We start from the raw sequence: 23,895 nt of genomic DNA on the forward strand, positions 1-23,895 counted from the left end.
CACCGTTCAAACCCTTGAAGCGCGGCGGGCCGATGCCTGTAGCCAGTGACCGACCGGTCGTCATCGACGGGAGTTTCATCGGCTAATGCAAAGCTCGGTTTGCCCGGGCCTGCGGCGCACCCTAGAATGCCCCGATGCGCGATGATCTCTCCCTTCTGCTGAACTCCCTCAACGATGCCCAACGCCAGGCCGTAGCAGCCCCCGTTGGCCGTCAGTTGGTCCTGGCCGGCGCCGGTTCCGGTAAAACCCGAGTGCTGGTGCACCGTATCGCCTGGTTGATCCAGGTCGAAAACGCCTCGCCCCACTCCATCCTGTCGGTGACTTTCACCAACAAGGCCGCTGCCGAGATGCGTCATCGCATCGAGCAGTTGCTGGGCATCAACCCGGCCGGCATGTGGGTCGGCACCTTCCACGGCCTGGCGCACCGCTTGCTGCGGGCGCACTGGCAGGAAGCGGGCCTGAGCCAGACTTTCCAGATTCTCGACAGCGATGACCAGCAACGCCTGGTCAAGCGGGTAATCCGCGAGCTGGGCCTGGACGAGCAACGCTGGCCGGCGCGTCAGGCGCAGTGGTTCATCAATGGCCAGAAAGACGAAGGCCTGCGTCCGCAACATATTCAGGCCAGCGGCGATTTGTATCTGGCGACCATGCGCGGCATCTATGAAGCCTACGAGGCGGCGTGCCAGCGTGCCGGCGTCATCGATTTCTCTGAACTGCTGCTGCGTGCCCTCGACCTGTGGCGCGATCACCCGGGCCTGCTGGCGCATTATCAAAAGCGCTTCCGCCATATTCTGGTGGACGAATTCCAAGACACCAACGCCGTGCAGTACGCCTGGTTGCGCCTGCTCGGCAAGGGTGGCGACAGCCTGATGGTGGTCGGCGACGACGACCAGTCGATTTACGGCTGGCGTGGCGCGAAGATCGAGAACATTCATCAGTACTCTTCCGACTTCCCGGATTCGGTGACCATTCGTCTGGAGCAGAACTACCGCTCCACCGCCGGCATCCTCAAGGCTGCCAACGCCCTGATCGCCAACAACACCGGGCGTCTGGGCAAAGAGCTGTGGACCGACGGTGGCGACGGCGAAGCAATCAATCTGTACGCCGCGTTCAACGAACACGACGAAGCACGCTACGTTGTCGAAACCATCGAAAGCGCGCTGAAAACCGGCCTCGCTCGCAGCGATATCGCGATTCTGTACCGCTCCAACGCCCAATCGCGCGTTCTCGAAGAAGCCTTGCTGCGCGAACGCATTCCGTACCGCATCTATGGCGGTCAGCGCTTCTTCGAACGTGCCGAAATCAAGAACGCCATGGCCTACCTGCGTTTGCTCGAAGGTCGGGGCAACGATGCAGCGCTGGAACGAGTAATCAACGTGCCGGCCCGTGGTATTGGTGAAAAAACCGTCGAAGCGATCCGCGAGCACGCCCGTCACAGCGATGTGTCGATGTGGGAAGCGATGCGCCAACTGGTCGCCAACAAAGGCCTGACCGGTCGCGCGGCGGGTGCCCTCGGTGCGTTTATCGAACTGATCGAGAACCTCGCCGCCAAGTGCGCCGAGATGCCGCTGCACCTGATGACGCAAACCGTCATTGAGCAGTCCGGCCTGATCGCTTATCACGAAGCGGAAAAAGGCGAGAAAGGCCAGGCCCGGGTAGAAAACCTTGAGGAACTGGTCAGCGCCGCGCGCAACTTCGAGAACACCGAAGAGGACGAAGAACTGACGCCACTGGCGGCGTTCCTCGGCCACGCTTCGCTGGAGGCCGGTGACACCCAGGCCGACGAACACGAAGACAGCATTCAGTTGATGACCCTGCACAGCGCCAAAGGCCTGGAATTCCCTTACGTGTTCCTCGTGGGCATGGAAGAAGGCCTGTTCCCGCACAAGATGAGCCTGGAAGAACCCGGTCGTCTCGAGGAAGAGCGGCGTCTGGCCTACGTCGGGATTACCCGGGCGATGCAGAATCTGGTGATGACCTATGCTGAAACCCGGCGCCTGTACGGCAGCGAGACCTACAACAAGGTTTCGCGTTTCGTACGCGAAGTACCGAAAGGTCTGATTCAGGAAGTACGCTTGTCGAACAGCGTCAGCCGACCGTTCGGCGGCAATCAGTCGATGAGCGGCAGCAACCTGTTCAGTGGCAGCGAAATCCCGGAAACAGGTTTCAGCCTCGGTCAGGCGGTACGCCATTCGATCTTTGGTGACGGCGTGATCCTCAACTTCGAAGGCGCCGGTGCACAAGCGCGGGTACAGGTGAACTTCAGCGAAGGTAGCAAGTGGCTGATGCTGGGTTACGCGAAGCTGGAAGCGATCTGACGCCGGTTTCGCTTTTCTGTGGGAGCGAGCCTGCTCGCGAATGAAATCGCTGCGGTTGATCTGATAGACCGCGGTGCAGCATTCGCGAGCAGGCTCGCTCCCACAGGGTTCGGTGTTCTGACCAACAATCCCGCGGAACCTATCTCCTTTTCCTACAGCCAAAAGTACACGCTCTTATTGCCTCGCGAAGCTGAACGCGACCTGTCAGGCAAAAGCCCGAAACACTCTCTCGCTAGCCAGTAACACTTCAGCTGTGCAACATGGCGCGCGTGTCTCCACAAACGGGAATACCCTTTATGAAACGTTTTCTTAGCATCGCCATGGCGTTGTGCATCGGCCTGACGATGAGCCTCGACGCCAACGCCAAGCGCTTTGGTGGTGGCAAAAGCGCCGGCGCTGCGCCGACGCACCAGACCAGCCAGATGGCTCCTTCTTCTCCAGGCGTCGGCGGTGCCGCTGCGACCGCAGGTGCTGCCGGTGCCGCAGGCGCTGCCGCCAAGGCCGGCGGTGCTTCGAAATGGCTCGGCCCTCTGGCCGGCATCGCCGCCGGTGGCCTGCTCGCGTCCATGTTCATGGGCGGCGGCTTCCAGGGCATGCAGATCTTCGACATCCTGATCATGGCCGTGATCGCGTTCGTGATCTTCCGCTTCATCGCCGCGCGTCGCCGCAAGCAGCAAGAGCAATTCGCTCCGGCCGGCGCGCCGATGCAGCGTGAAGTGTTCGAGCAGAAACCTGCTGCCATGGGTTCGATCTTCGGTGGTTCGGCTGCACCTGCTGCCGCCCGTCCGGTGATCAACGCGCCGGCCTGGTTCAACGAGCAGAACTTCCTTGAAGCTGCACGCAGCCACTTCCAGTCGCTGCAACAGCACTGGGACGCCAACGAAATGGACAAGATCGCCGAGTTCGTGACCCCGCAAATGCTTGAGTTCCTCAAGCGTGAGCGTGCAGATCTGGGCGACGCGTTCCAGTCGACCTACATCGACAACCTCCAGGTACAACTGGACGGCGTGGATGACCGTGCCGACAAGACCATCGCCACCCTGACCTTCAGCGGTGTTTCGAAGACTTCGCGCTTCGATCAGGGCGAAGTGTTCAGCGAAAGCTGGAACATGGAGCGTCCGCAGGGCGACAACCAGCCTTGGCTGGTGGCCGGTATCCGCCAGAACGGCTGATCCCTGTCCACGCTTCACTTGCGGTAATAAAAACCCCAGCCTCGGCTGGGGTTTTCTATTTCGCGGTTGCATCTATAGCGAGCTACTGTATAAACCGGCCCATATAAACCGCGCCATTCAAGCAAGAGGATCCCGGACGTGGAAGAAATCATCGAACAACTGCGCGAAGCCAACGAACCCGTACCGGTTCCTTTGGAATTGCCAGACGAAGACCAACTCGTTGAGATCGAAGAAGAACTCTTCATCAACATCCCGTTTGTCTTCAAAGAGTTTTTGCTGACCGTCAGCGATGTGGTGTACGGCAGCCTTGAGCCGGTGACCGTCACCGACCCGCAATCGCACACTTATCTGCCGGATGTCGCAGCCAATGCATGGGACATCGGCGTGCCGCGTGACCTGATCCCGATCTGTCAGGACGGCGACAACTACTACTGCGTCGAAGAAGACGGCACCGTGGTGCTGTGGTCCGGCGAAGAAGAGCTGATCACCGAAGAATCCTGGGAATCGGTGTGGCACTGGGCGCGGGACGTCTGGCTGGAAAGCTAATCGGCCAGCCGCCCCGGCAGGTCAATGTCCCGACGACTCCTTGTGGTTGTCGAGGGTTTCCAGCAGCGCCACCTGCATCCGTGTGTGCACGCGGATGAACCAGCGCCAGAGCAGCGCCGCCACGGCGGCCGCGACCACGGCGATCAGCACCAGCAACTTGTTGGTCGGCAGAATACTGGCCGACAAGGCTGCCAACAGCAGGAAAATCACCAGCAGCGAGAGGATCGGGATCACTTCGGAGATCACCCGCCGCACTCGCTGCGTGTGACGCCCGGCCATCTCTGGCTTCACGCCCATCTCCGCCAACAGCATCGACAGCGCCTTGAGCTTGCGATACGCCGCAATCAGGAACGGCAACGACAGCAGCAGCGCCCCGCCCCAGATCAACGCCTTCTGCCAGCTCGGATCGCTGATCCAGTCCTGCAGCCACAGCGAAATGCGCTCGGCGAAATACGCGCCAGCAAAGAAGATCGCAATCACCAGCGCCAGATTGACCCCGACCTGCAGCAAGATCTTGCGGATAATCGACGCCAGCATCGCGCCCTCGCCTTGCGGCTGGATGCTGCGCAGCCACTCACCGTACATACCCAGCACACGCCCCAAACGTTTGGGTACGGCCCCGGACAGCTTGATCGACAGCGGATCCGCCGCGCGAATCAGATACGGCGTCAGCAGCGTGGTGATCACCGACACCGCCACGGCGACCGGGTAGAGGAAGTTACTGGTCACCTGCAACGTCATCCCGAGCGCGGCGATGATGAAGGAAAATTCGCCAATCTGTGACAGGCCCATCCCCACGCGCAGTGAGGTGCGTCCGTCATTGCCGGCGATAAACGCTCCGAGGCCGCAGGACAACATTTTGCCGAGTACGACAGCTACGGTAATTACCGCAATCGGCCACGCGTACTCGAGCAGAATCAGCGGATCCAGCATCAAGCCGATGGCGACAAAGAAGATCGCACTGAACAGGTCGCGGACCGGTTCGATCAACCGCTCGATCTTCAGCAATTGCCGCGACTCGGCCATGATCGCGCCGATCAGGAACGCGCCAAGCACCATGCTGTATTCGAGTTTGACCACCAGCAGGCAGAAGCCGAAACACAGCCCCAACACGGTGATCAACAACATCTCGTTGCTTTCGAATTTGGCCACGTAGGCCAGCAGACGCGGTACCAGCAGAATGCCGATCACCAGCGCGACGATCATGAACAGCGACAGTTTGCCGACCGTGGAAAACACTTCGCCGGAGCTGACCGTGCCGCTGACGGCAATGCTCGATAGCAGCGCGATGATGCCGATGCCGAGGATGTCTTCGACGATCAGTACGCCGAAGATCAACTGCGCAAAGCGCTCGTTTTTCATCTTCAGATCATTGAGGGCCTTGACGATGATGGTGGTCGAGGAGATCGCCAGAATCGCGCCGAGGAACAGCGAGTCCATGGTGTTCCAGTCGAACCAGCGACCGATTTCGTAGCCGATCCAGATCATCAGGACGATCTCGAGGAACGCCGCAATAAACGCTGTGGCGCCGACCTTGAACAGCTTGCGCAGGCTGAACTCCAGGCCGAGGCAGAACATCAGGAAAATCACCCCCAGCTCGGCGAGGGTCTTGATGGTTTCTTCGTCGTGGATCAGACCGAACGGCGGGGTGTGCGGGCCGATGATGAAGCCGGCGACGATGTAGCCGAGCACCACCGGCTGTTTGAAGCGATGAAACAACACGGTCACCACACCTGCGACCAACATGATCACTGCCAGATCCTGAATAAAACTGATGGCATGCATGGCGTGGGCTCCTTGAATGACGAGACTCGCCGGCAGACGTCAGAAAGGTCTGGGCGAGTGAAGTAAAAATCCGCTTTTCGTGTGGGAATTGCCTTTGTAAGGGGCTTTTGCAGGTTAACACCGCGACTTGCGGCTGGAAGGCGGTGCAATATATGGAAACAGATCGATCCCGGCGTGACGGCGTCCCGTTGCCCGGCGTCCCGATAACGGTGCTTTTGAAAAGCGACCAGGCACCCGCAGAGGTGCTTCCAGTAATCAGCCTTGATCCGTGAGAACGTTATGGAACCCGGAAACGCCCAGCTGTCGATGACGGTACTGATGACCCCCGACATGGCCAACTTCTCTGGCAATGTCCACGGCGGCACCCTGCTCAAATACCTCGACGAAGTGGCCTACGCCTGCGCGAGCCGTTATGCCGGCCGCTACGTGGTGACGCTGTCGGTGGATCAGGTGATTTTCCGTGAGCCGATCCATGTCGGCGAACTGGTGACCTTCCTCGCGTCGGTCAACTACACCGGCAACACCTCGATGGAAGTCGGCATCAAAGTGGTCACCGAGAACATCCGCGAGCGCTCGGTGCGCCACACCAACAGCTGCTTCTTCACCATGGTCGCGGTGGATGACCAGCGTAAGCCGGCCGCCGTGCCGCCGCTGCAACCGCAGAACAGTGAAGACAAGCGTCGTTATATGCAGGCGCAGCAGCGTCGGCAGATTCGCCAGGAGCTGGAGAAGCGGTATCAGGAGATCAAGGGCGACGCCTGAGATTCGTAACACTCAGACGACCGCTTTCGCGAGCACGCTCGCTCCCACAGGGTTGACGCTGAACCTGTGGGAGCGAGACTGCTCGCGAATGAGGGCAACGCGGTCTTACAGACTGATCGCCGTCGCCTCGAACTTCACCCGTGGATGCGCAATGCGATCCTGCGCCCGCACCAACTGCAGCTCATAACTGGCGCAGGCTTGAGTCTCCAGCAGCACCTCATGCACCGCCGCCGCGGTGAATTCGAACGCTGCCACCAGAGTGTCACCCAGCAGCACTCGCGCCAGGAACAGGCCGGACGTCAGATCGCCCACGCCCACCGGCTGCCGCGGAAACGCCAGCAGCGGACGGCGCAGATGCCAGCTGCCTTCGGCCGTCACCAACAACATCTCGAAGCCATCGGCCGGTTTACCCGGATAATCCAGATGCTTGACCAGCACGGCTTTCGGCCCGCGCGCCAGCAACGCCCGCGCCATCGCCAGGCAATCGAACAGCGACTGCGGCTTGCGCCCGGAGAAGCTATCCAGCTCCAACTGGTTCGGACACATGATGTCCGCCACGGCCGCCGCCTCTTCCAGCAAGAAATCGCTGACCTCGGTCGGCACGCTGCAACCCTTCTCCGGATGCCCCATCACTGGATCACACAGATACAGCGCCTTCGGATTGACCGACTTGATCCGCTCGACACCGCTGAGAATCGCCCGGCCTTGCGCCGCGCTGCCAAGATAACCGGACAGCACCGCATCGCAATTGCCCAACTCGCCAATCGCCGCGATACCCTCGACCAGCTCGGGAATCTGTTGCGGCGCCAGCACTTCGCCGGCCCACTGGCCGTATTGGGTGTGGTTGGAAAACTGCACGGTGTTGAGCGGCCAGACATTGACCCCGACCCGCTGCATCGGAAAAACCGCGGCGCTGTTGCCGGCGTGGCCGAACACCACGTGGGACTGAATGGCGAGCAGATGAGGCGTACGTTTCATTCGGGTCATTCCGTAAAACGATTGAAATTCAAGCCGCGCAGTATGCGACGAAACACAGCCTGTACGACAGACCGGCGACGCAGTTAAGCTGACGCTATCTTTTGGAGTTTGATGTTGATGCTGACCCTGGAAAACATCTTTGTGCTGATACTCTTCGCCGCTGCCGGCGCCTGGCTGTGGCACAACCACGGCTTGCGCGAACGCGCGCTGGAGCGGGTCAAACAGCATTGCCTGAACGTGCGGGTCGAGCTGCTCGACGGCAACGTTGCCCTGAAGAAGATCGGTTTCATCAAGGACGCCAACGGTCGCCGACGACTGGCGCGGGTGTACAACTTCGAGTTCACCGTGACCGGCGAAACCCGGCATAACGGCACCGTCACCCAGTTTGGCGCGCACAGTGCGCAGATCGAACTGGCGCCCTACCCGGCACCGTTCGACGACACGCCGCCGGTGGTTGAAGTGCACAAGCCTCGGGCGGAAGTGATCGAGTTGAGCCAGTGGCGGCAAGAACACACCAAATGGAAACCGTGAACGACTGTAGGAATTGCCGAAGGCTGTGATCTTTTGATCTTAACCCTCCCGGCACCCCGACAACGTTCTCTGAAGCACCTCAACATCCTGCACTTCACTGAAGATCAGCTCGATTCGCGAATCTTTTCGCCATTCACTGGCCTGCCAGCTCAACGCTGCATTCTCCAGCGCATTCGCCGACACCCAGCCATCTGCGCTGTGGATAACCAGTTTCGCCCTGATCCAATCGAGATTCGCTAGCCAATCGGCAATGCGCCGTTTGCCGAATCTCTGCCCCGGATGCCAACGCCAACCCACGCTCCAGCCCCCCTCTTGCGCCTGACTCAGGCAAATCGGCACCGTCGGGTCGCTCCAGACGGCCGGCATTTGCGCCAATCCTTGGGGCACCAGCAGATTATCCACTCCGATGACCGCTTGCGCCGCCAGCCCCGGTAGCTCGTTCAAGGCGAGCCGTGCCTGCTGCGTCCAGATCTGCCGGACCGGCGGAAGCTGACCGGCGATTTTCTGCCGCTCACCTTCATCAAGGTTTTCCGCCTTGTTCAGTAGCAACAAACCCGCACTGGCCAACGCGGCCTGCTGCGCTGCCGGCAATACTTTGCCCGCGTTGAGCGCCTGAGCATCCAGCACCAGGACACATGGCTGCACCGCCAGCACACCCTGCCACGGCGCCTCGTTCAACTGTTTAATCAACTGCGCCGGATGCCCCAGTCCGGACGGTTCGATGAACAGGCGATCCGGCTTCGCCTTGCGCAGCAACCGTCCCAGGCCAATCTGAAACGGCGCGCCGTTGACGCAACACAGGCAACCGCCGGCCACTTCGCCCAGTGCGATACCATCGGCGTCGCTCGTCAACAGGGCGGCGTCGAGACCGATCTGGCCGAACTCGTTGATCAATACCGCCCAACGTTCGCCTTCCGGGCGCTGGGCCATGAGCTGGCGAATCAGGCTGGTCTTGCCGGCGCCCAAAGGGCCAGCAATGACATGGGTAGGAATGTTCTGCAACATGGCTAGACGTTTTCTGAGGAGATCCAAGATGCGTTGGAGGGGATGGTCGTTGCTGTTGGCGCTGCTGTCGAGCGAAGCATGGGCCCAGGCCTGCGTGGTGCACAGTCAGGGCGAGCGGCTCGACGTCAAAGTCTGTCAGCAGAACCGCAATATCCCGGAGAAACTGTTCAATGACGGTTTCTGTCAGCCGACGCTGGCCGGGCAGAAGGTCGAAGTGCAGTACGTCGATCAGTGCCCGAGCGGTGCATTTGGCGTATGCAGCAACGCGCAAGTCGCCAATATGCCTTATCGCCAGGATATCCACTATTACGGCGTAGCCACGGACGCGGCATATCTGCAGCCATATTGCGAAGGCCAGAGCCAAGGTGCGTGGCTCAAGCCTTGAGGCGTCAGCCGAGCCAGTCGAGGGTCAGTATCAGACGGCGCTCGCCCGCCGCCGGCTGCGGCGAGCGGTGGATCAGGCCGAAGCCTTCATTGCCGTGCCATTTCTCGCCTTTCAACAGTGCCACGTCGCCGCTGTCGAGTTGCTGTATTTGCATGTGGGGTTCGGCGTTGGCCTGCCCCAGTTGACTGCGATCCATCGCACCTTCCTTGAGCCATTGGCTGCCGACGCCCGCATAAGTCGTGATCAGGCGCACCGGCACGTGATCGACATGGAAACGTGGACACATGGCTTTATCGAGCACCCGCAGGCGCAGGCCTACACGCTTTGCCCCCAGTAAGCAGGCGAATGCGCTGACCAGCCATTTCAGGTCGGCGATAAAACCCTCGTAGCCTTCCAGATCACGGAAGCCTGATGCCAAGCCAGTGAGATCAGGTTCGGCGTCCTCATCCGGTAACTCAAGGCACAACGATTCCGCCAAGGGTTCATTCAGCGACAGCAGCAGGTGGGCGAACTCGCTGATGTGCAACGGCAGTTGACGTTGCCAGACGGCAAGGTTGGTGTCGTCTTCGAGGATTCGCGTCAGCGCCTTCGGTGTCGAACCTTGATGCTGATCGCGTGTGCGGTTTTGCTGCAATTTAAGCGCTAGCATCAGGCGGCCTCTTCGTGCCAAGAGCCAAAGGGATCCAGGAACGAACGCCAGCCCTCTACACCGAGCGCCATCTCTTCATCGGTGAGCAGACACGCATCCAGTTCGGCTGAGAGCTGCAGGAAATCGATGTTCTGACCGATAAACACCAGTTCCTGACGGCAGTCTCCTACGCTCGGCGTCCAGTTTTCCATGATCGCGGCGGTGCTTTCCTGGTCTTGCGGCCACTGCTCCTTTGGCACGAAACGCCACCAGCGCCCGGCAAAACCGTGGCGCATCAAACCACCGGCCTGCGACCAACTGCCGGCGTCAGTGGGTTTGCTCGCCAGCCAAAAGAAGCCTTTGGAGCGCAGCAATTTACCGTTCAGCCAAGGACGATCGATGAAGCTGAAGAAGCGTTGCGGGTGAAAGGGCCGGCGGGCGCGATAGGCTGTGGAGGCGATACCGTACTCGTCGGTTTCCGGCACGTGCTCACCGCGTAATTCCTGCAGCCAGCCCGGTGCCTGTGCAGCCTTCTCGAAGTCGAAACGTCCGGTATTGAGGATTTTTTCCAACGGCACCTCGCCCATCACCATCGGGATGATTTCCGCTTGGGCGTTGAGACGCTGGAGGATCGCGATCAACTCCTCACGCTCGCGCTGGCTGATCAAGTCGATCTTGCTGATCAACAGCACGTCGGCGAACTCGATCTGTTCGATCAACAGATCTGTGATGGAGCGCTCGTCTTCCTCGCCCAGGATTTCGCCACGGGAGGCGAGGCTTTCCGCTGCCTGGTAGTCCGGCAGGAAGTTCACACCGTCGACTACAGTGACCATGGTGTCCAGACGCGCGATGTCGGAGAGGCTTTGGCCGTGCTCATCGCGGAAGGTAAACGTCTCTGCCACGGGCAATGGCTCGGAAATCCCGGTGGATTCGATCAGCAGATAATCGAAGCGATCTTCACGAGCGAGCTTGCTGACTTCTTCCAGCAAGTCTTCGCGTAACGTACAGCAGATACAGCCGTTACTCATTTCGACTATTTTTTCTTCTGCACGATTCAGGCTGACATCGCGCTGAACTTCGCTGCCATCAATGTTGATCTCGCTCATATCATTAACGATAACAGCCACGCGCAAACCGTCTCGATTACGTAGTACGTAATTCAAAAGTGTACTTTTTCCGGCGCCGAGAAATCCTGAAAGTACGGTGACGGGCAACTCTGCTGACATTGGATAATCCTCTTTAGAAGGCAGCCAATCAGCGCTTTTGCTGCGCGTGGCGTTTTCGCGGTTCCCACGGTGTATCACGTAGAAAACCAACGCTTTGAAATCGGCCTGCCCAGGCTTAATGTGGATTTATGTTATAGTATAACAACAGTAAGAAACCAGCCTTCTCTTGTCTTGATCGACAAAGACCCGGAAGCTGTGCCCATACCGAACCCGGAAATCACCATGAAAAATGCGCTGAAATGCTCGATCTTGAGCCTTGGGTTGTTGCTGGCTGGTAACGCTTTTGCGCAATTGCCATCACTCGCCAGCTGCACACGCAGCGCCAACCTGCTGGCCTGTGTCGACGCCGATGGCAACGCCTATAGCGTCAACACCGTCGGCAACACCCTTTATCTGCGCGGTTTTGAGAAGAATGGCCGGCGTTATTGGGCGCAGACCAACAGCCGTTTCGGTCAATTGACCTTCTTCACCGGGATCGCCTCTGATGGCGAAGCCTGGGTTGGCTACACCCGACGTGTCGGCTGGACGACCATCAATCGCTTCTCCAGCTCGGGCGGCAGCAGTGCGAAATTCACCTGCAGCCGCATTGCCGGCTGCTAAACCGGCGTGTATTGCTGCGCTTGCTGCCAGGCAAGGTAGCTGTCGATCGGCGGATTCTTCGCAAAGTAACGCTGCAACCCTTCAAACAATCCGTTGGCCACGGCCTGCTGATGTCGCGCCGTGACCAGCCGTTGACTGTCGCGCGGATTGGAAATGAAGCCTGTCTCCACCAGAATCGAAGGTACATCTGGCGATTTCAGAACCGCGAATCCTGCCTGTTCCACACGTTTCTGATGCAGTGTGGTGATGCCGGCCAGACTGCCAAGTACCGTGCTGCCCAATTGCAGACTGGCGGCGATCGTAGCGTTCATCGACATGTCGAGAATCACCCCCGCCAACATCGGATCCTTATCTTTCAGATTGAGCAGACGGGTAGCGCCGAGCAGGTCCGCACCATTCTCCCGCTGCGCCATGAAGCGCGCCGTCGCCGATGTCGCACCGCCTTCCGACAGGCAATACACCGACGCGCCGGAAGCAGTCAGACGCGGCGCTGCATCGGCATGCACTGAGATAAACATGTCAGCCTTGTGCTGACGGGCGATCTCCACGCGTTTGCGCAACGGCACGAAAAAATCGTCATTGCGCACCAGTTTCACATCGAAGCCCTTCTCTTTTTTCAGGCGTCTGGCGAGCAATTGCGCGATGGAAAGCACCACATCCTTTTCCCTTTCACCCTTGGCGCCAACTGCGCCGGGATCCTTTCCACCATGCCCTGGATCGACGACAACCATGATGTCTCGTCTTGGATGCACCTTCATTTGAGGTGTTTCACGTGGAACCATTGGAATCTTGGGCACGGATTTTGCGCTGACCAAATCCAGAACCAGGCGATGACCTTGGCCTTTCTGCGGCGCCAAAAGGAAGCTGTTCAACAGCACCGGATTGCTCAGATCCAGAACAATTCGCGTACCGCCGTGGCCAGAAGGCCCGGAGCGAATCGAACGAATCACCGTACCGTTCAGCGCCAGTTGGCTGAAATCTGCGACAACACTCGCACCCGACACATCAATAATCAGACGCTGAGGGGCCATGAGCGTGAAGGTTTTGTAGCGCACCGGACCGCTTAGATCGAACACCAATCGCAGTTTTTCATCAGAGCGCCACAGTCGGGCGCTGCGAATCTGCGTGGCGGAAACACTGAAAGGGAGGGCGAAGGCAACGCTGGCCAGGATCAGATTAAGCAAATGGCGTCTGTGCATATGAAAGCCTGTTCATGAAAAAGGCGTCGTGATTTGAATTGTTATAATGTAACATCCAATTCAATCAACACGATGGTCCCGAACATGAATTCGATGACACTTCCGGATATCGCCGCGCAGGTCGCACGCCAAGCGTTGCCACTTGAATGGGTGGGCATGCACGGCATTGCATTACCTGTCTTGATAGAGGGTCAGCGCTTGAGCGCGAAGGCTGATGCGGGTGTCAGTCTTGATGATGGCGAGGCACGCGGCATTCATATGTCGCGGCTGTATCTGGCCTTGGAAGCACTCGAACAGAAGAATCTGTCCCCTGCTCTACTGCATCAGGTGCTCAAGGGTTTCCTGCAAAGCCACGAAGGTTTATCCACCCGCGCTTACCTGAATATCCATAGCGATTTGTTGCTAAAGCGGCCGGCGTTAATCAGTCCATTGGCCGGCTGGAAGTCTTATCCCGCGAGCATTTTCGCCAGTCTGATAAATGAAGTGTTCCACGTGGAACTCAAAATCGAAGTGCCCTACTCTTCAACTTGTCCTTGCTCTGCGGCCTTGGCGCGACAGTTGATCCAGCAACAATTCATCGACGACTTCGCTAACACAGCCCTTCATCACGCAGACGTTCTGGCTTGGCTTGGCTCGACCCAAGGCATCATTGCCACGCCACATAGCCAACGCAGCACTGCACAACTGCACCTTCACCTCGACGAATTCATTGATGAGTTTCCTCTGAGCGTGATCATCAATGACGCTGAAGCTGCCCTCGGCACCGCCGTACAAACCGCCGTGAAACGCGCAGACGAACAAGCGTTCGCCCTCGCCAACGGGCAGAACCTGATGTTTTGCGAAGACGCGGCGCGCCGTCTGAATCTGGCCCTGCGACGTACTCCGGGGGTCAGTGCATTTCACCTGCGTGTGATCCACGCTGAAAGTCTGCACGCTCACGACGCCGTCGCCGAAAGCCACTGGCAGCGTGAGCAAGCATGATCCGCTGCCAATCCCTGAGTTGGGGCGCACCCGGCCAACCACTGACCGCGCCCCTGAACCTTGAGCTCGACAGCGGCAGCCTGACGGCGATCATCGGCGCCAACGGCTGTGGCAAAAGCAGCCTGCTGAAAGTGATCGCCGGATTGCAGAAGCCTTTGGCAGGCACAGTCGCCCTGAGTGTTCCACGTCAAAGCGGGCTGTCCTTTCTGCCCCAGCAACAGCATCTGGATCGCCAATTCCCCATCAGTCTCGAAGAGTTGGTCGCCGCCGGATTCTGGGGACGCAGGCTCTCGACTCAACTACGAAGCCAGCGCCTGAAAGACGCCCTGGACAACTGGCACCTTAGCGGACTCGAACACCGTCCACTCATGGCCCTGTCCGGTGGTGAACTACAACGCGCCCTGCTCGCTCGACTGAGCCTGACCGACGCGCCCGTGCTGCTGCTCGACGAACCCCACGCGGCACTCGATGAAATCGGTCAGCAGTTGCTCTGGCAGCACATCCACGCCTGGCATGGCGAAGGTCGAACACTGGTCGTGGTGTGCCACGACCTCGCCGCCGTGCGCCAACACATTCCCGAAACGTTGCTGATCAAAAACCGCGACTGCGTGTTTGGCGCGAGCGCAGAACTCATTCAGCAAACACCTCAAACACAGGTGGCCTGATGCACACCGTCGCCCACCTCTGGCAACCGTTCAATGAGTTCGTGTTCATGCGCCGCGCTCTGCTCGGCGGCCTGGTATTGGCGTGCAGCACCGCGCCGCTCGGCGTGTTCTTGATCCTGCGAAGGATGAGCCTGATCGGTGACGCCGTGGCCCACGGCATCCTTCCCGGCGCGGCCTTGGGTTTCTGGTTTGCCGGGCTGAGCCTGCCCGCGCTGACGCTGGGAGGCTTGGGCGCCGGTCTGAGCATGGCCGGCCTCGCCGCCTGGATTACCCGCCGCACCGGTCTGCGCGAAGACGCCAGCCTCGCTGCGATCTATCCGATCTCGCTGGCCAGTGGCGTGCTGATACTCGGCATCGCAGGCAAACGCCTCGATCTGTTGCACCTGTTGTTCGGCTCAGCATTGGCCGTCGACGGGCCGACCCTCACCGGCATGCTGTGGGTGTCCGGACTCAGCCTGATCGCCATGGCCCTGATCTACAAACCGTTGCTGCTCGACACCCTCGACCCACTGTTCTTGAGAACCGTCAGCCGCCTCGGCCCACTGGCCCATGGCGTCTTCCTGACGCTGGTCGTACTCAATCTGGTGATCGGTTTCCAGGCCATCGGCGCGCTGATGGTGGTCGGTCTGATGATGCTCCCCGCCGCGGCTTCGCGATTCTGGAGCCGCCGTCTGCCACCCCTTATCGCCATCGCGGCCGTCATCGGTTGCCTCTCGGTCTGGTTCGGCTTGCTGCTGTCGTTCTACTACTCGTTGCCGAGCGGCCCGGCCATCGTGCTGGTCGCCGGCCTCGGCTATCTGTTGTCGGTGGTATTCGGGCCGGTGCACGGTCTGTTGCGCCGCCCGCCTTTGCTCACATCCCAATGAGGTGTTTCCCGATGCGCGCTCTACTCGTGCTGTTCAGCCTGATGCTGTCGATGTCATTGTCGGCCGCGGAAAAACTGCCGGTGGTCACCAGCTTCAGCATCCTCGCCGACATGGTCCATCAGGTCGGCGGCGAGCATGTCCAGATCACCAACATGGTCGGCCCGGACGCCGACGCACACACTTACGAACCGACGCCAGACGATGCCAAAGCCCTGCTAAAAGCCAAACTGGTCATCAAAAACGGCTTGGGGTTTGAGCCATGGCTGGATCGTCTGCTCACCAGCACGGATACCAAAGCCACGGTCGTCAGCGCCAGCCACGGCGTGATTCCACGCTCGCTGGATGAAGACGGCGAAACCGTTCCCGACCCGCATGCCTGGCACAATCTGGCCAACGCCGAGTTGTATGTCGCCAATATCAGCAAAGCCCTGATTGCTGCCGATCCGGCGAATAGAGCCGACTACGAACGCAACAGCAAAACCTACCTGAAGCAGATCTACGCCCTGCTCGCTGAGGCCAAGGCCAAACTCGGTGCGCTGCCACCCGGCAACCGCAAGATCGTCACCAGCCATGATGCCTTCGGTTATCTCGGTCAGGCGTACGGCATCGACTTCATGGCACCGCAAGGTCTGTCCACCGAACGCGACCCCGCCGCCGCCGAAGTCGCGGCGCTGATTACCCAGATTCGCCAGGCCCACGTCAAAGCGGTGTTCATGGAAAACATCAAGGACGCACGCCTGCTCAAACAGATCGCCGACGAAAGTGGCGCGCACATTGGTGGCACGCTCTACTCGGATGCCCTCGCTGCCAGCGGTCCCGCCAGCACTTTCACCGGTCTGTTCGAATACAACCTCAACACCCTTTACGACGCACTGAGCCAGCCATGATCCGCAAGAATCCTTCAGGTGATTTGCCGCACATTGCCGAGTCGGCCTACGTCGATAAAACCGCGATCATCTGCGGCAAGGTGGTGATCGGCGAGAACGTTTTCGTCGGTCCCTACGCGGTGATCCGCGCCGACGAAGTGGACGCCTCGGGCGAGATGCAGCCGATCACCATCGGCGCCAATTCGAACATCCAGGACGGCGTGGTCATTCATTCCAAATCCGGCGCGGCGGTGACTATCGGTGAGTACAGTTCCATCGCCCACCGCTCGATCGTGCATGGCCCCTGCGTCGTCGGCGATCGCGTGTTCATCGGCTTCAACAGCGTCCTGTTCAACTGCGTCGTCGGCAACGGTTGCGTGGTGCGGCACAACTCGGTGGTCGACGGTCGGGATTTGCCGGACGCCTTCTATGTGCCCTCCACGACTCGCATCGGCCCGAACACCGACCTCTCGCAATTTCCACCGGTGAGCGTCAGCGCCTCGGAGTTTTCCGAAGATGTGGCGCGCACCAACGTCGATCTGGTGCGCGGCTACAAAGCCTTGCAGAACGAGTTCTGAACCATGGACAGCGTGCTGATTCGCAACGCAAGACTGGTCAACGAAGGACGCGAGTTTGACGGCGATCTGTTGGTCAGCAATGGGCGCATCGTCAAGATTGCCCGCAGCATCGAAGGCGAAAACGCCAAGGTGGAAATCGATGCGAAGGGCCAATGGCTGCTGCCGGGGATGATCGATGACCAAGTGCATTTTCGAGAACCCGGTGCGCCGGCCAAGGGCAGCATTCACACCGAGTCGCGGGCGGCGGTCGCCGGTGGCATCACCAGCTTCATGGACATGCCCAACACCCACCCGGCCACCCTCACCCTCGACGCACTGGCGGATAAAAAGCGCCGGGCAGCAATCAACTCAGTGGCCAACTACGGCTTTCACTTTGGTGTGAGTCAGGACAACCTCGACACGGTGGCGGCACTCAATCCCTGCGAAGTGGCAGGCGTAAAAGTGTTCATGGGGGCGTCGACCGGCAACATGCTGGTGGATGATCCGCAGATCCTTGAACGGCTGTTCGCCGAGGTGCCGACGATCCTCTTGGCTCACTGCGAGCATACGCCCAGCATCGATGCCAATGCGGCCAACTTGCATGAGCTGTTCGGCGATCACTTGCCGCCGGCGGCGCATGCGTTGATCCGTAATGCCGAGGCCTGTTATCGCTCTTCTTCACTGGCGGTTGATCTGGCGAAACGTCACGGCACGCGCCTGCACGTTTTGCACCTGACCACGGCGCGCGAACTGGCGTTGTTCGAAGACAGACCGCTGGGGCAAAAACGCATTACAGCGGAAGTCTGCCTGCACCATTTGCTGTTTGATGATCGCGACTACTCCCACCTCGGCAACCTGATCAAATGCAATCCGGCGATCAAGACCCAAGCCGATCGCGATGCGTTGCGCGCGGCCCTGAACAGCAATCGACTGGACGTGATCGGCAGTGACCATGCACCGCATACCTGGGATGAAAAGCAGCAACCTTATGCGCAGGCACCTTCGGGTTTGCCATTGGTGCAGCACGCGTTGCCGGCACTGATGGAGTTGGTGGCGGACGATGTGCTGCCAATCACTACGTTGGTGGCGAAGACCAGCCACAGTGTCGCGGATCTGTTTGCGATTCCCGATCGTGGGTATCTACGTGAGGGGTACTGGGCCGATCTGGTATTGGTAGAGCCGCAAGCGCTGGAAGTGAGTCGACAACCCATTCTGTCGCAGTGCGGATGGACGCCGTTTGCCGGGCGCAGCTTTCGCCATCAGGTGAGTACGACGATTGTGTCGGGGAAGATTGCGTGGCGGGAAGGTCGGGTGAACGAGGCGTGTCGGGGGTTGGCGCTGAGGTTTATGCGCTGAATGTGATGACGCTTTCGCGAGCCGGTCGATTCGTCGCAGCGTCGCTCCCACATGTGGAATGCATTTCCCTGTGGGAGCCAGCCTGCTGGCGATGCTTTTTATGCGCGGGGTTTAACGGCGCCGCAGTCCTGGCCTAGCCAGACTGCACGGGTTTCCAGACTGCCCTTCTGGTTGATCCCGATGGCGTTGAACGTGCCGTTGGCCACGGTGGTGAATTCACGATCACTGAGGAATGTCGCCACCCCGGTGCCCTGCGCTTTCGGGCAACTGAAGCGGAATTTCCACTGATTGCCGGTGCGATCGGTGATCTGCTGTTTGCAGCCCGATTGCGGGTCGGCCAGCGGAATATCGTTAGTCGCCACCTGCTCCGGCGTGAGGCAGGCACGAATACCCTTGCCGCCGATATTGATCCCGTTCTTCTCCAGCGCCGCGCGCTGTTGCGGGGTCATCTGGCCCTGTAACTGGCCGAGGATCGATTGCACATCCATCGGCTGGTCATCGACCTTGACGTTGCTCGATGTCATTTCCCACAGCCCCGGCTGCAGCATCTGCGCCTGCGCAACCACCGGCAATGCCAAACCCAGGCCCAGCGCCAAACCCAGCAGACGAACGTTCATCGAAAAACTCCTGATCAGTAGTGGCCGTTAGACGTCGGCCGATTGCTTCGGTTCATGCCCCAATTAAATAGCGACATTCGCGACAGAACATGGTCTGTTAAGGCATTAGAATCTTGCGGAGCAAGGCTGCCCCATGGATTATTTTGGACCGCACATTTTCGGTTATCTGATCGCCCTGATACACACCTTTGGTTTGATCGCCGCCGTTCACGCGGTGCTCACCGTGCGCACGGCTCAAGGCTCGATCGCCTGGGCATTGTCGCTGATCTTCATTCCCTATCTCACGCTTATTCCGTACCTGGTGTTCGGCCGTAGCACCTTTGACGGTTACATCAAGGCACGGCGCCAGGCCAACGAACAAATGCGCCAGGCCATCTCCGAGTTGAACTGGCGCCCATGGGTGGAAGAAGCCCTGACCGCGCGCGCCTCAAATGCCTACGCTTCGCTGCGCGCAATGCCCAAACTCGGACGCATGCCGTGTCTGGCGAACAACGAAGTGCAATTGTTGATCAACGGTACAGCCACCTTCGAGGCGATTTTCCACGCGATCGATCAGGCCAAACAAGCTGTGCTGATCCAGTTTTTCATCATCCACGATGATCGGCTCGGTCAGCGCCTGCGTGATCTGCTACTGGAGAAGGCTGCTCAAGGCGTAGCAATCCATCTGCTTTACGACGGCATCGGCAGCCACGCCCTGCCCCACAGCTACGTGCAGACGTTGCGTGATGGCGGCGTCGAGGTCAAAGCCTTCGCCACACGCAGCGGCTGGCTCAATCGCTTTCAGGTCAACTTTCGTAACCACCGCAAGATTGTCGTGGTCGACGGCGTCGTCGGTTTTGTCGGCGGGCATAACGTCGGCGATGAGTACATGGGCGAAAAACCACCGCTGGCGCCTTGGCGCGATACGCATGTGAAGGTACGCGGCCCGGTGGTCGCGTGCATGCAGGAATCCTTTGCCGAAGACTGGTTCTGGGCCGCGCGCGCCCTGCCGCCACTGATCCTGCCTGACGAGTACCCGGATGACGGCGTGCTCTGCCAACTGCTCGCCAGCGGCCCGGCGGATGCCTACGAAACCTGCTCGCTGTTCTTTGTCGAAGCGATCCACGCGGCGACCGAGCGAGTGTGGATCACCAGCCCGTATTTCATTCCGGACGAGGCCGTATTCGCCGCATTAAGATTGGCCGTGTTGCGCGGCGTCGACGTGCGATTGCTGCTGCCATCGCGTCCCGATCACCGCATCGTTTACGCCGCGTCCAGTCTCTACGCCTTTGAAGCCGTGCGCGCCGGCGTGCGGGTATTCCGCTACGAACCCGGTTTCCTGCATCAGAAAGTGGTGTTGATCGACAGCGAAATCAGCGCAATCGGCAGCGCCAATCTGGACAACCGTTCGTTCCGGCTGAATTTCGAAGTGATGCTGCTGACCGTCGACACTGACTTCGCCGCCAGCGTGGAAAACATGCTCATCGCCGATTTCGCGCAAGCCTACGAGGTCGCCCAAGAAGAAAGCCGGGAGATCCACCGCCTGCAACAGATCGGCATGCGGGTCGCCCGGCTGATTTCACCGATTCTTTAAGCCCCTGCCACATGGAGAAGGCTCAACAAGGGTCAAGGGTTATAGATGTCGTCGCGCGTCCACGGCAATTCATGGCTGCCATCCGCATGCGCCTTCACCGCGAGGATCTGGTGCAGGTTGATCCAGCCGCGCGCAAACGCATAAGCGCAGCCGGCCAGGTACAGGCGCCAGATGCGCAGCGCTTGATCCGGCACCAGTTTGCCAGCGGCTTCAAGGTTGTCCTCCAGCCGCTCGCTCCAGTGGTCCAGCGTGCGCGCGTAGTGCAAGCGCAGGCTTTCAACGTCGACAATCTCCAGACCGGCTTCGCTGATCTCGGCCGAGATCATCGCCAGGTGCGGTAATTCGCCGTTGGGGAACACATACTTCTCAATGAAATCCCCGGCACCGCGTCCCACCGGACGACCATCAGTGTGTTTGGCGGTGATGCCGTGATTCATCACCAGACCGCCCTCCTTCACCGCGCCGAACAGGGTCTTGCAGTACTCGGCCAGATTGGCGTGGCCAACGTGTTCGAACATGCCGACGCTGACCACCTTGTCGAAACGCCCGTCCTGAGGCAGATCGCGATAGTCGAGCAATTGCAGTTCGACCTGCTCTTCCAGGCCCTCGGCTTTGACCCGCTCGCGAGCCAGTTCCAGTTGTTCCTTGCTCAACGTGATACCAAACACCTTGGCGCCGAATTCACGCGCGGCATAACGCGCCAGACCACCCCAGCCGCAGCCGACATCCAGCAGATAGTCACCCGGCTGCAAACGCAGCTTGCGGCACAGGTGGCGGAATTTGGCTTGTTGCGCCTGCTCGAGGGATTCACTGCCCGTTTCGAAATATGCGCAGGAATAGGCCATGTCGCTGTCCAGCCAGAGCTGGTAGAACGCATTGGACAGATCGTAGTGATAGGAAATGGCTTTGGCGTCGGTTTCCTTGTCGTGCACCGAACGCACTGGCTGACTGTCGTCGTCTTCGCCGAGCAAAGCGTTGCTCAATTCGTCGCAGACCCGGATGACCTCGCTGATCGAGCCCTCCAGCTCAAGTCTGCCTTCAACAAATGCCGCTCCGAGCGCATCAAGGCTTGGATGGGTGAACTGGGTGACCATTGTCGGGTCCTTGACCACGATGGTAACGCTGGGCGACGGCCCCAGATTGAACTCATGGCCATCCCAGAGTCGCAGGCGGAGCGGAAGCTGCAGATTCTGTAAGGCCGGTGGAAGTTGCGCGAGCATGGAAAATCCCCCCCTTGTTTCAGACGTCAGATCTGAGGGTAGACCATCCGGGAAAAATAGCAGGCTATCGATTTGATTAGCCTTGGCTATCGATGCAGACGCTCCAGCAAACCGTCCTGTATCCACTGTTTCAACCAGGTAACCGCTTGAAGTGGCGCGCCCTCACCATAAGTGACTGCTAACTCGGCGCACAGTTCGGAGAAACTCCAGCCACTGTTGAGCAAGCCCGCGAGGGCCGAGGCTTGCGGCGGATCGAGGCTGCGGTAATTGCAGATCAACTCATTGCGCCAGATCAGACAGATCTGAGGGATTTCGAGCGCCTCGCTGTCAGGGAATTCCTCTTCTTCCTTTACCGAGCGCCATAATGAAAGGCTATTGAAGCGGCACTCCAGCCACTGCATGGACGGCACCGCCCTGACGCGCAATTCCGGCCACTCCTCCGCAGCCAAAGCCGCCATGTCCTCAATCGTCAGCGGCGCAGCGGCAGGTGCATCGAAGGCCAATGTGAAGGCCCATTCGAGCGCAATCAGCTCGGCCAGCGGCGCACTCTGCTCCGGCACCAGATGCTCGCGGACAAAGCCTTCGAAGCCTTTGCCCAACCAGCGCAGGCTGAAATGCGCTGACGGAAACTGGCGGATGTACGCAGCGGCGAGTCGGTCGAATTCCTCGTCGCCCATCCAGTGCAGGATCGTCGGAAAGTCATTGCGCAAGACTTCCAGTAGACGCGCCTTGTAGGCGTTGTGATAGATCGCCAGTCCCGTGCCGACATCCAGTGTCGGGCCACCGATCAGAGTCTCGCCCAAGGTCGGATTTGCGCTGAGGTCTTCTTCGAGCAGAAACGCTTCAAACGCCAGTTGCCACTCTCTCAGGCGCATTGCTGCCTCCCGGCCAGTACCTTGTTGCCGAGCTCACGGGCCGTTTGCAGTTCATCGAGCAGCGCTTCGAAGGGCGGAAAATGATCGTCGCGTTCCAGCAACGTGGCCACCGGGCCGAAGTGTTCGAGCGTGCGTTGATAGAGCGCCCAAACCGGATCGCTCACCGGATGGTCGTGGGTGTCGATCACGTAATCGCCGTAATCACTGTGCCCCGCCAGATGCAATTGGCGAACTTTATCGATGGGCAGGCTGCTGATGAAAGCCCACGGATCGAAGCCATGATTGCGTGAACTGACGTAGACATTGTTCACGTCCAGCAGCAATTCACAGCCGCTCTCGCGGCTCAGCGCTGCGAGAAATTCCCACTCGGTGAAATCATCCGAGGCACCGCGCACGTAACTGGAAACGTTCTCCAGCACCAATGGACGCTGCAGAATGTCCTGAACCTGTATCACCCGAGCAGCAATGTAATCCAGGCTTTCTTCGGTGTAAGGCAACGGCAGCAGGTCGTGTAACTGATGGGCATTGCCACGGCTCCAGCACAGGTGATCAGAGATCCATGCCGGTCGGACCCGTTCGGCCAATTGCTTGAGTTGTTGCAGATAGTCCGGATCGAGGGCATGCGGCCCGCCGATGGACAGGGATACGCCGTGCATCACCAGCGGATAGCGCTCGGCGATGGCGTCGAGGTAATAAAGAGCCTTGCCGCCCTGCACCATGAAATTTTCCGAGACCACTTCAAACCAGTCGACGTCCGGCGACTGCTCAAGGATCTGCTGGTAATAGGCGCTGCGCAAACCCAGGCCATAACCCAGAAAAGGAAGAGAAGCAGACATGTGCGGACTCCTGATAAAAAGTGGCCGCAGTGGCGCAAACCACTGCGGCAACACTTGCCGGTCAGTTATTCGCCGACCTTGCCACCGGCTTTTTCGCATGCCGCCTGAGTCATCGCCTTGAAGCCCTGGCCTTTGCAGGAACCCATGCCTTTGCAGGCGTGGTCTTTGGTTTTGCAGTCGTTCTGGCCTTTACACGCGTTCACGCCGTAGCAATGGACTTGGGCATCGGCAGCCATCGCATTCGTGGCAACACCGGCAAACATTGTGGCGGCGGCCAAAGCGAGAGCGGCACCAGCAGCAGCGGTCTTGATGGTCATTTTTCTTATCCTCGGTAATCGTCAGGGGCGT

General features: G+C 59.5%; 25 protein-coding genes. 14 read left to right on the top strand and 11 right to left on the bottom strand.

The genetic code is table 11. From position 1 onward, the window contains the following. Nucleotides 1-134 precede the first annotated feature (134 nt). The 3 genes from uvrD (at nt 135) to BK670_RS28490 (ending at nt 4,036) form a co-directional block, all read left to right on the top strand. Nucleotides 135-2,318 (top strand): DNA helicase II, encoded by a 2,184-nt coding sequence (gene uvrD, locus BK670_RS28475; protein ID WP_123454775.1) that lies wholly within the window; start codon nt 135-137, stop codon nt 2,316-2,318. A 296-nt stretch (nt 2,319-2,614) separates the two neighbouring features. Next, nucleotides 2,615-3,490, top strand: a complete 876-nt coding sequence (locus BK670_RS28485) for a Tim44 domain-containing protein (RefSeq protein ID WP_095049619.1) — start codon at nt 2,615-2,617, stop codon at nt 3,488-3,490. Nucleotides 3,491-3,628: 138 nt separating this feature from the next. Beyond that, a complete protein-coding gene (locus tag BK670_RS28490) occupies nt 3,629-4,036 on the top strand; it encodes an SMI1/KNR4 family protein (RefSeq protein ID WP_047596914.1) in 408 nt (135 codons plus the stop codon). A 21-nt stretch (nt 4,037-4,057) separates the two neighbouring features. Here BK670_RS28490 and BK670_RS28495 read toward each other — a convergent pair whose 3' ends face one another. Then, the gene (locus tag BK670_RS28495; RefSeq protein ID WP_123454779.1) at nt 4,058-5,821 is read right to left on the bottom strand and encodes a cation:proton antiporter; all 1,764 of its coding nucleotides are present in this window, start codon (nt 5,819-5,821) and stop codon (nt 4,058-4,060) included. Nucleotides 5,822-6,100: 279 nt separating this feature from the next. Here BK670_RS28495 and BK670_RS28500 point away from each other — a divergent pair, with 279 nt between their 5' ends. Continuing rightward, nucleotides 6,101-6,583, top strand: a complete 483-nt coding sequence (locus BK670_RS28500) for an acyl-CoA thioesterase (protein ID WP_003229693.1) — start codon at nt 6,101-6,103, stop codon at nt 6,581-6,583. Nucleotides 6,584-6,688: 105 nt separating this feature from the next. Here BK670_RS28500 and pdxY read toward each other — a convergent pair whose 3' ends face one another. Continuing rightward, the gene (pdxY, locus tag BK670_RS28505) at nt 6,689-7,561 is read right to left on the bottom strand and encodes a pyridoxal kinase PdxY (RefSeq protein ID WP_123454781.1); all 873 of its coding nucleotides are present in this window, start codon (nt 7,559-7,561) and stop codon (nt 6,689-6,691) included. Nucleotides 7,562-7,678: 117 nt separating this feature from the next. Here pdxY and BK670_RS28510 point away from each other — a divergent pair, with 117 nt between their 5' ends. Continuing rightward, nucleotides 7,679-8,092 (top strand): DUF3301 domain-containing protein, encoded by a 414-nt coding sequence (locus tag BK670_RS28510; RefSeq protein ID WP_123455150.1) that lies wholly within the window; start codon nt 7,679-7,681, stop codon nt 8,090-8,092. A gap of 39 nt (nt 8,093-8,131) precedes the next feature. Here the strand turns inward: BK670_RS28510 and BK670_RS28515 are convergent, their stop codons facing one another. Further along, the gene (locus tag BK670_RS28515; protein WP_123454784.1) at nt 8,132-9,097 is read right to left on the bottom strand and encodes a CobW family GTP-binding protein; all 966 of its coding nucleotides are present in this window, start codon (nt 9,095-9,097) and stop codon (nt 8,132-8,134) included. Nucleotides 9,098-9,125: 28 nt separating this feature from the next. On the opposite strand from BK670_RS28515, the gene BK670_RS28520 reads away from it, so the two are divergent. Beyond that, nucleotides 9,126-9,482: an NADH:ubiquinone oxidoreductase gene (locus tag BK670_RS28520; protein ID WP_123454786.1), complete on the top strand. Its 357-nt coding sequence runs from the start codon at nt 9,126-9,128 to the stop codon at nt 9,480-9,482. Between the two features lie 4 nt (nt 9,483-9,486). Here the strand turns inward: BK670_RS28520 and BK670_RS28525 are convergent, their stop codons facing one another. Together BK670_RS28525 and zigA are read right to left on the bottom strand one after the other, a co-directional pair. Continuing rightward, nucleotides 9,487-10,131 (bottom strand): DUF1826 domain-containing protein, encoded by a 645-nt coding sequence (locus BK670_RS28525; RefSeq protein WP_123454789.1) that lies wholly within the window; start codon nt 10,129-10,131, stop codon nt 9,487-9,489. After that, nucleotides 10,131-11,336, bottom strand: a complete 1,206-nt coding sequence (gene zigA, locus BK670_RS28530; RefSeq protein ID WP_123454792.1) for a zinc metallochaperone GTPase ZigA — start codon at nt 11,334-11,336, stop codon at nt 10,131-10,133. The genes BK670_RS28525 and zigA overlap by 1 nt, the downstream gene beginning before the upstream one ends. 222 nt (nt 11,337-11,558) lie before the next feature. Here zigA and BK670_RS28535 point away from each other — a divergent pair, with 222 nt between their 5' ends. Beyond that, a complete protein-coding gene (locus BK670_RS28535; protein WP_123454795.1) occupies nt 11,559-11,936 on the top strand; it encodes a glutamine synthetase in 378 nt (125 codons plus the stop codon). Here the strand turns inward: BK670_RS28535 and BK670_RS28540 are convergent. Then, a complete protein-coding gene (locus BK670_RS28540; protein ID WP_123454797.1) occupies nt 11,933-13,135 on the bottom strand; it encodes an N-acetylmuramoyl-L-alanine amidase in 1,203 nt (400 codons plus the stop codon). The two genes, BK670_RS28535 and BK670_RS28540, sit on opposite strands and share 4 nt — an antisense overlap. 84 nt (nt 13,136-13,219) lie before the next feature. Between BK670_RS28540 and folE2 the strand changes: the two genes are divergently transcribed. The 6 genes from folE2 to BK670_RS28570 are packed head-to-tail and all read left to right on the top strand — an operon-like array spanning nt 13,220 to nt 18,426. After that, the gene (folE2, locus tag BK670_RS28545; RefSeq protein ID WP_123454799.1) at nt 13,220-14,116 is read left to right on the top strand and encodes a GTP cyclohydrolase FolE2; all 897 of its coding nucleotides are present in this window, start codon (nt 13,220-13,222) and stop codon (nt 14,114-14,116) included. Further along, entirely contained in the window at nt 14,113-14,781 is a 669-nt protein-coding gene (locus BK670_RS28550) for a metal ABC transporter ATP-binding protein (RefSeq protein WP_123454801.1), read from the top strand. Before folE2 ends, BK670_RS28550 begins: the two co-directional genes overlap by 4 nt. Further along, complete coding sequence (locus tag BK670_RS28555) at nt 14,781-15,647, top strand: metal ABC transporter permease (RefSeq protein WP_123454804.1); 867 nt, start codon at nt 14,781-14,783, stop codon at nt 15,645-15,647. Before BK670_RS28550 ends, BK670_RS28555 begins: the two co-directional genes overlap by 1 nt. 11 nt (nt 15,648-15,658) lie before the next feature. After that, nucleotides 15,659-16,534, top strand: coding sequence for a metal ABC transporter substrate-binding protein (locus BK670_RS28560; RefSeq protein ID WP_123454806.1), 876 nt, complete (start codon nt 15,659-15,661; stop codon nt 16,532-16,534). Then, nucleotides 16,531-17,091: a gamma carbonic anhydrase family protein gene (locus BK670_RS28565; protein WP_123454809.1), complete on the top strand. Its 561-nt coding sequence runs from the start codon at nt 16,531-16,533 to the stop codon at nt 17,089-17,091. The genes BK670_RS28560 and BK670_RS28565 overlap by 4 nt, the downstream gene beginning before the upstream one ends. A 3-nt stretch (nt 17,092-17,094) precedes the next feature. Beyond that, on the top strand, nt 17,095-18,426 hold the full coding sequence (locus BK670_RS28570; protein ID WP_123454811.1) for a dihydroorotase: 1,332 nt from the start codon (nt 17,095-17,097) through the stop codon (nt 18,424-18,426). A gap of 98 nt (nt 18,427-18,524) precedes the next feature. Here the strand turns inward: BK670_RS28570 and BK670_RS28575 are convergent, their stop codons facing one another. After that, entirely contained in the window at nt 18,525-19,043 is a 519-nt protein-coding gene (locus BK670_RS28575) for a DUF3617 domain-containing protein (RefSeq protein WP_034152149.1), read from the bottom strand. A gap of 133 nt (nt 19,044-19,176) precedes the next feature. On the opposite strand from BK670_RS28575, the gene cls reads away from it, so the two are divergent. After that, nucleotides 19,177-20,616, top strand: a complete 1,440-nt coding sequence (gene cls, locus BK670_RS28580; protein ID WP_123454813.1) for a cardiolipin synthase — start codon at nt 19,177-19,179, stop codon at nt 20,614-20,616. Between the two features lie 32 nt (nt 20,617-20,648). On the opposite strand, the gene cfaB is transcribed toward cls, so the two are convergent. The 4 genes from cfaB to bufA2 all read right to left on the bottom strand — a co-directional run bounded on the left by cfaB (nt 20,649) and on the right by bufA2 (nt 23,864). Further along, entirely contained in the window at nt 20,649-21,836 is a 1,188-nt protein-coding gene (gene cfaB / locus BK670_RS28585; RefSeq protein WP_123454815.1) for a C17 cyclopropane fatty acid synthase CfaB, read from the bottom strand. A gap of 86 nt (nt 21,837-21,922) precedes the next feature. Continuing rightward, nucleotides 21,923-22,711 carry an HvfC/BufC N-terminal domain-containing protein gene (locus tag BK670_RS28590; RefSeq protein WP_123454817.1) on the bottom strand — a complete coding sequence of 263 codons (789 nt, stop codon included), beginning with the start codon at nt 22,709-22,711 and terminating at the stop codon, nt 21,923-21,925. Further along, nucleotides 22,702-23,547 carry an MNIO family bufferin maturase gene (bufB, locus tag BK670_RS28595; protein ID WP_123454819.1) on the bottom strand — a complete coding sequence of 282 codons (846 nt, stop codon included), beginning with the start codon at nt 23,545-23,547 and terminating at the stop codon, nt 22,702-22,704. Before bufB ends, BK670_RS28590 begins: the two co-directional genes overlap by 10 nt. A gap of 65 nt (nt 23,548-23,612) precedes the next feature. Then, nucleotides 23,613-23,864, bottom strand: coding sequence for a BufA2 family periplasmic bufferin-type metallophore (bufA2, locus tag BK670_RS28600; protein ID WP_123454821.1), 252 nt, complete (start codon nt 23,862-23,864; stop codon nt 23,613-23,615). Nucleotides 23,865-23,895 lie beyond the last annotated feature (31 nt).

The organism is Pseudomonas fluorescens, assembly GCF_003732425.1.
GTDB lineage: Bacteria > Pseudomonadota > Gammaproteobacteria > Pseudomonadales > Pseudomonadaceae > Aquipseudomonas > Aquipseudomonas fluorescens_BE.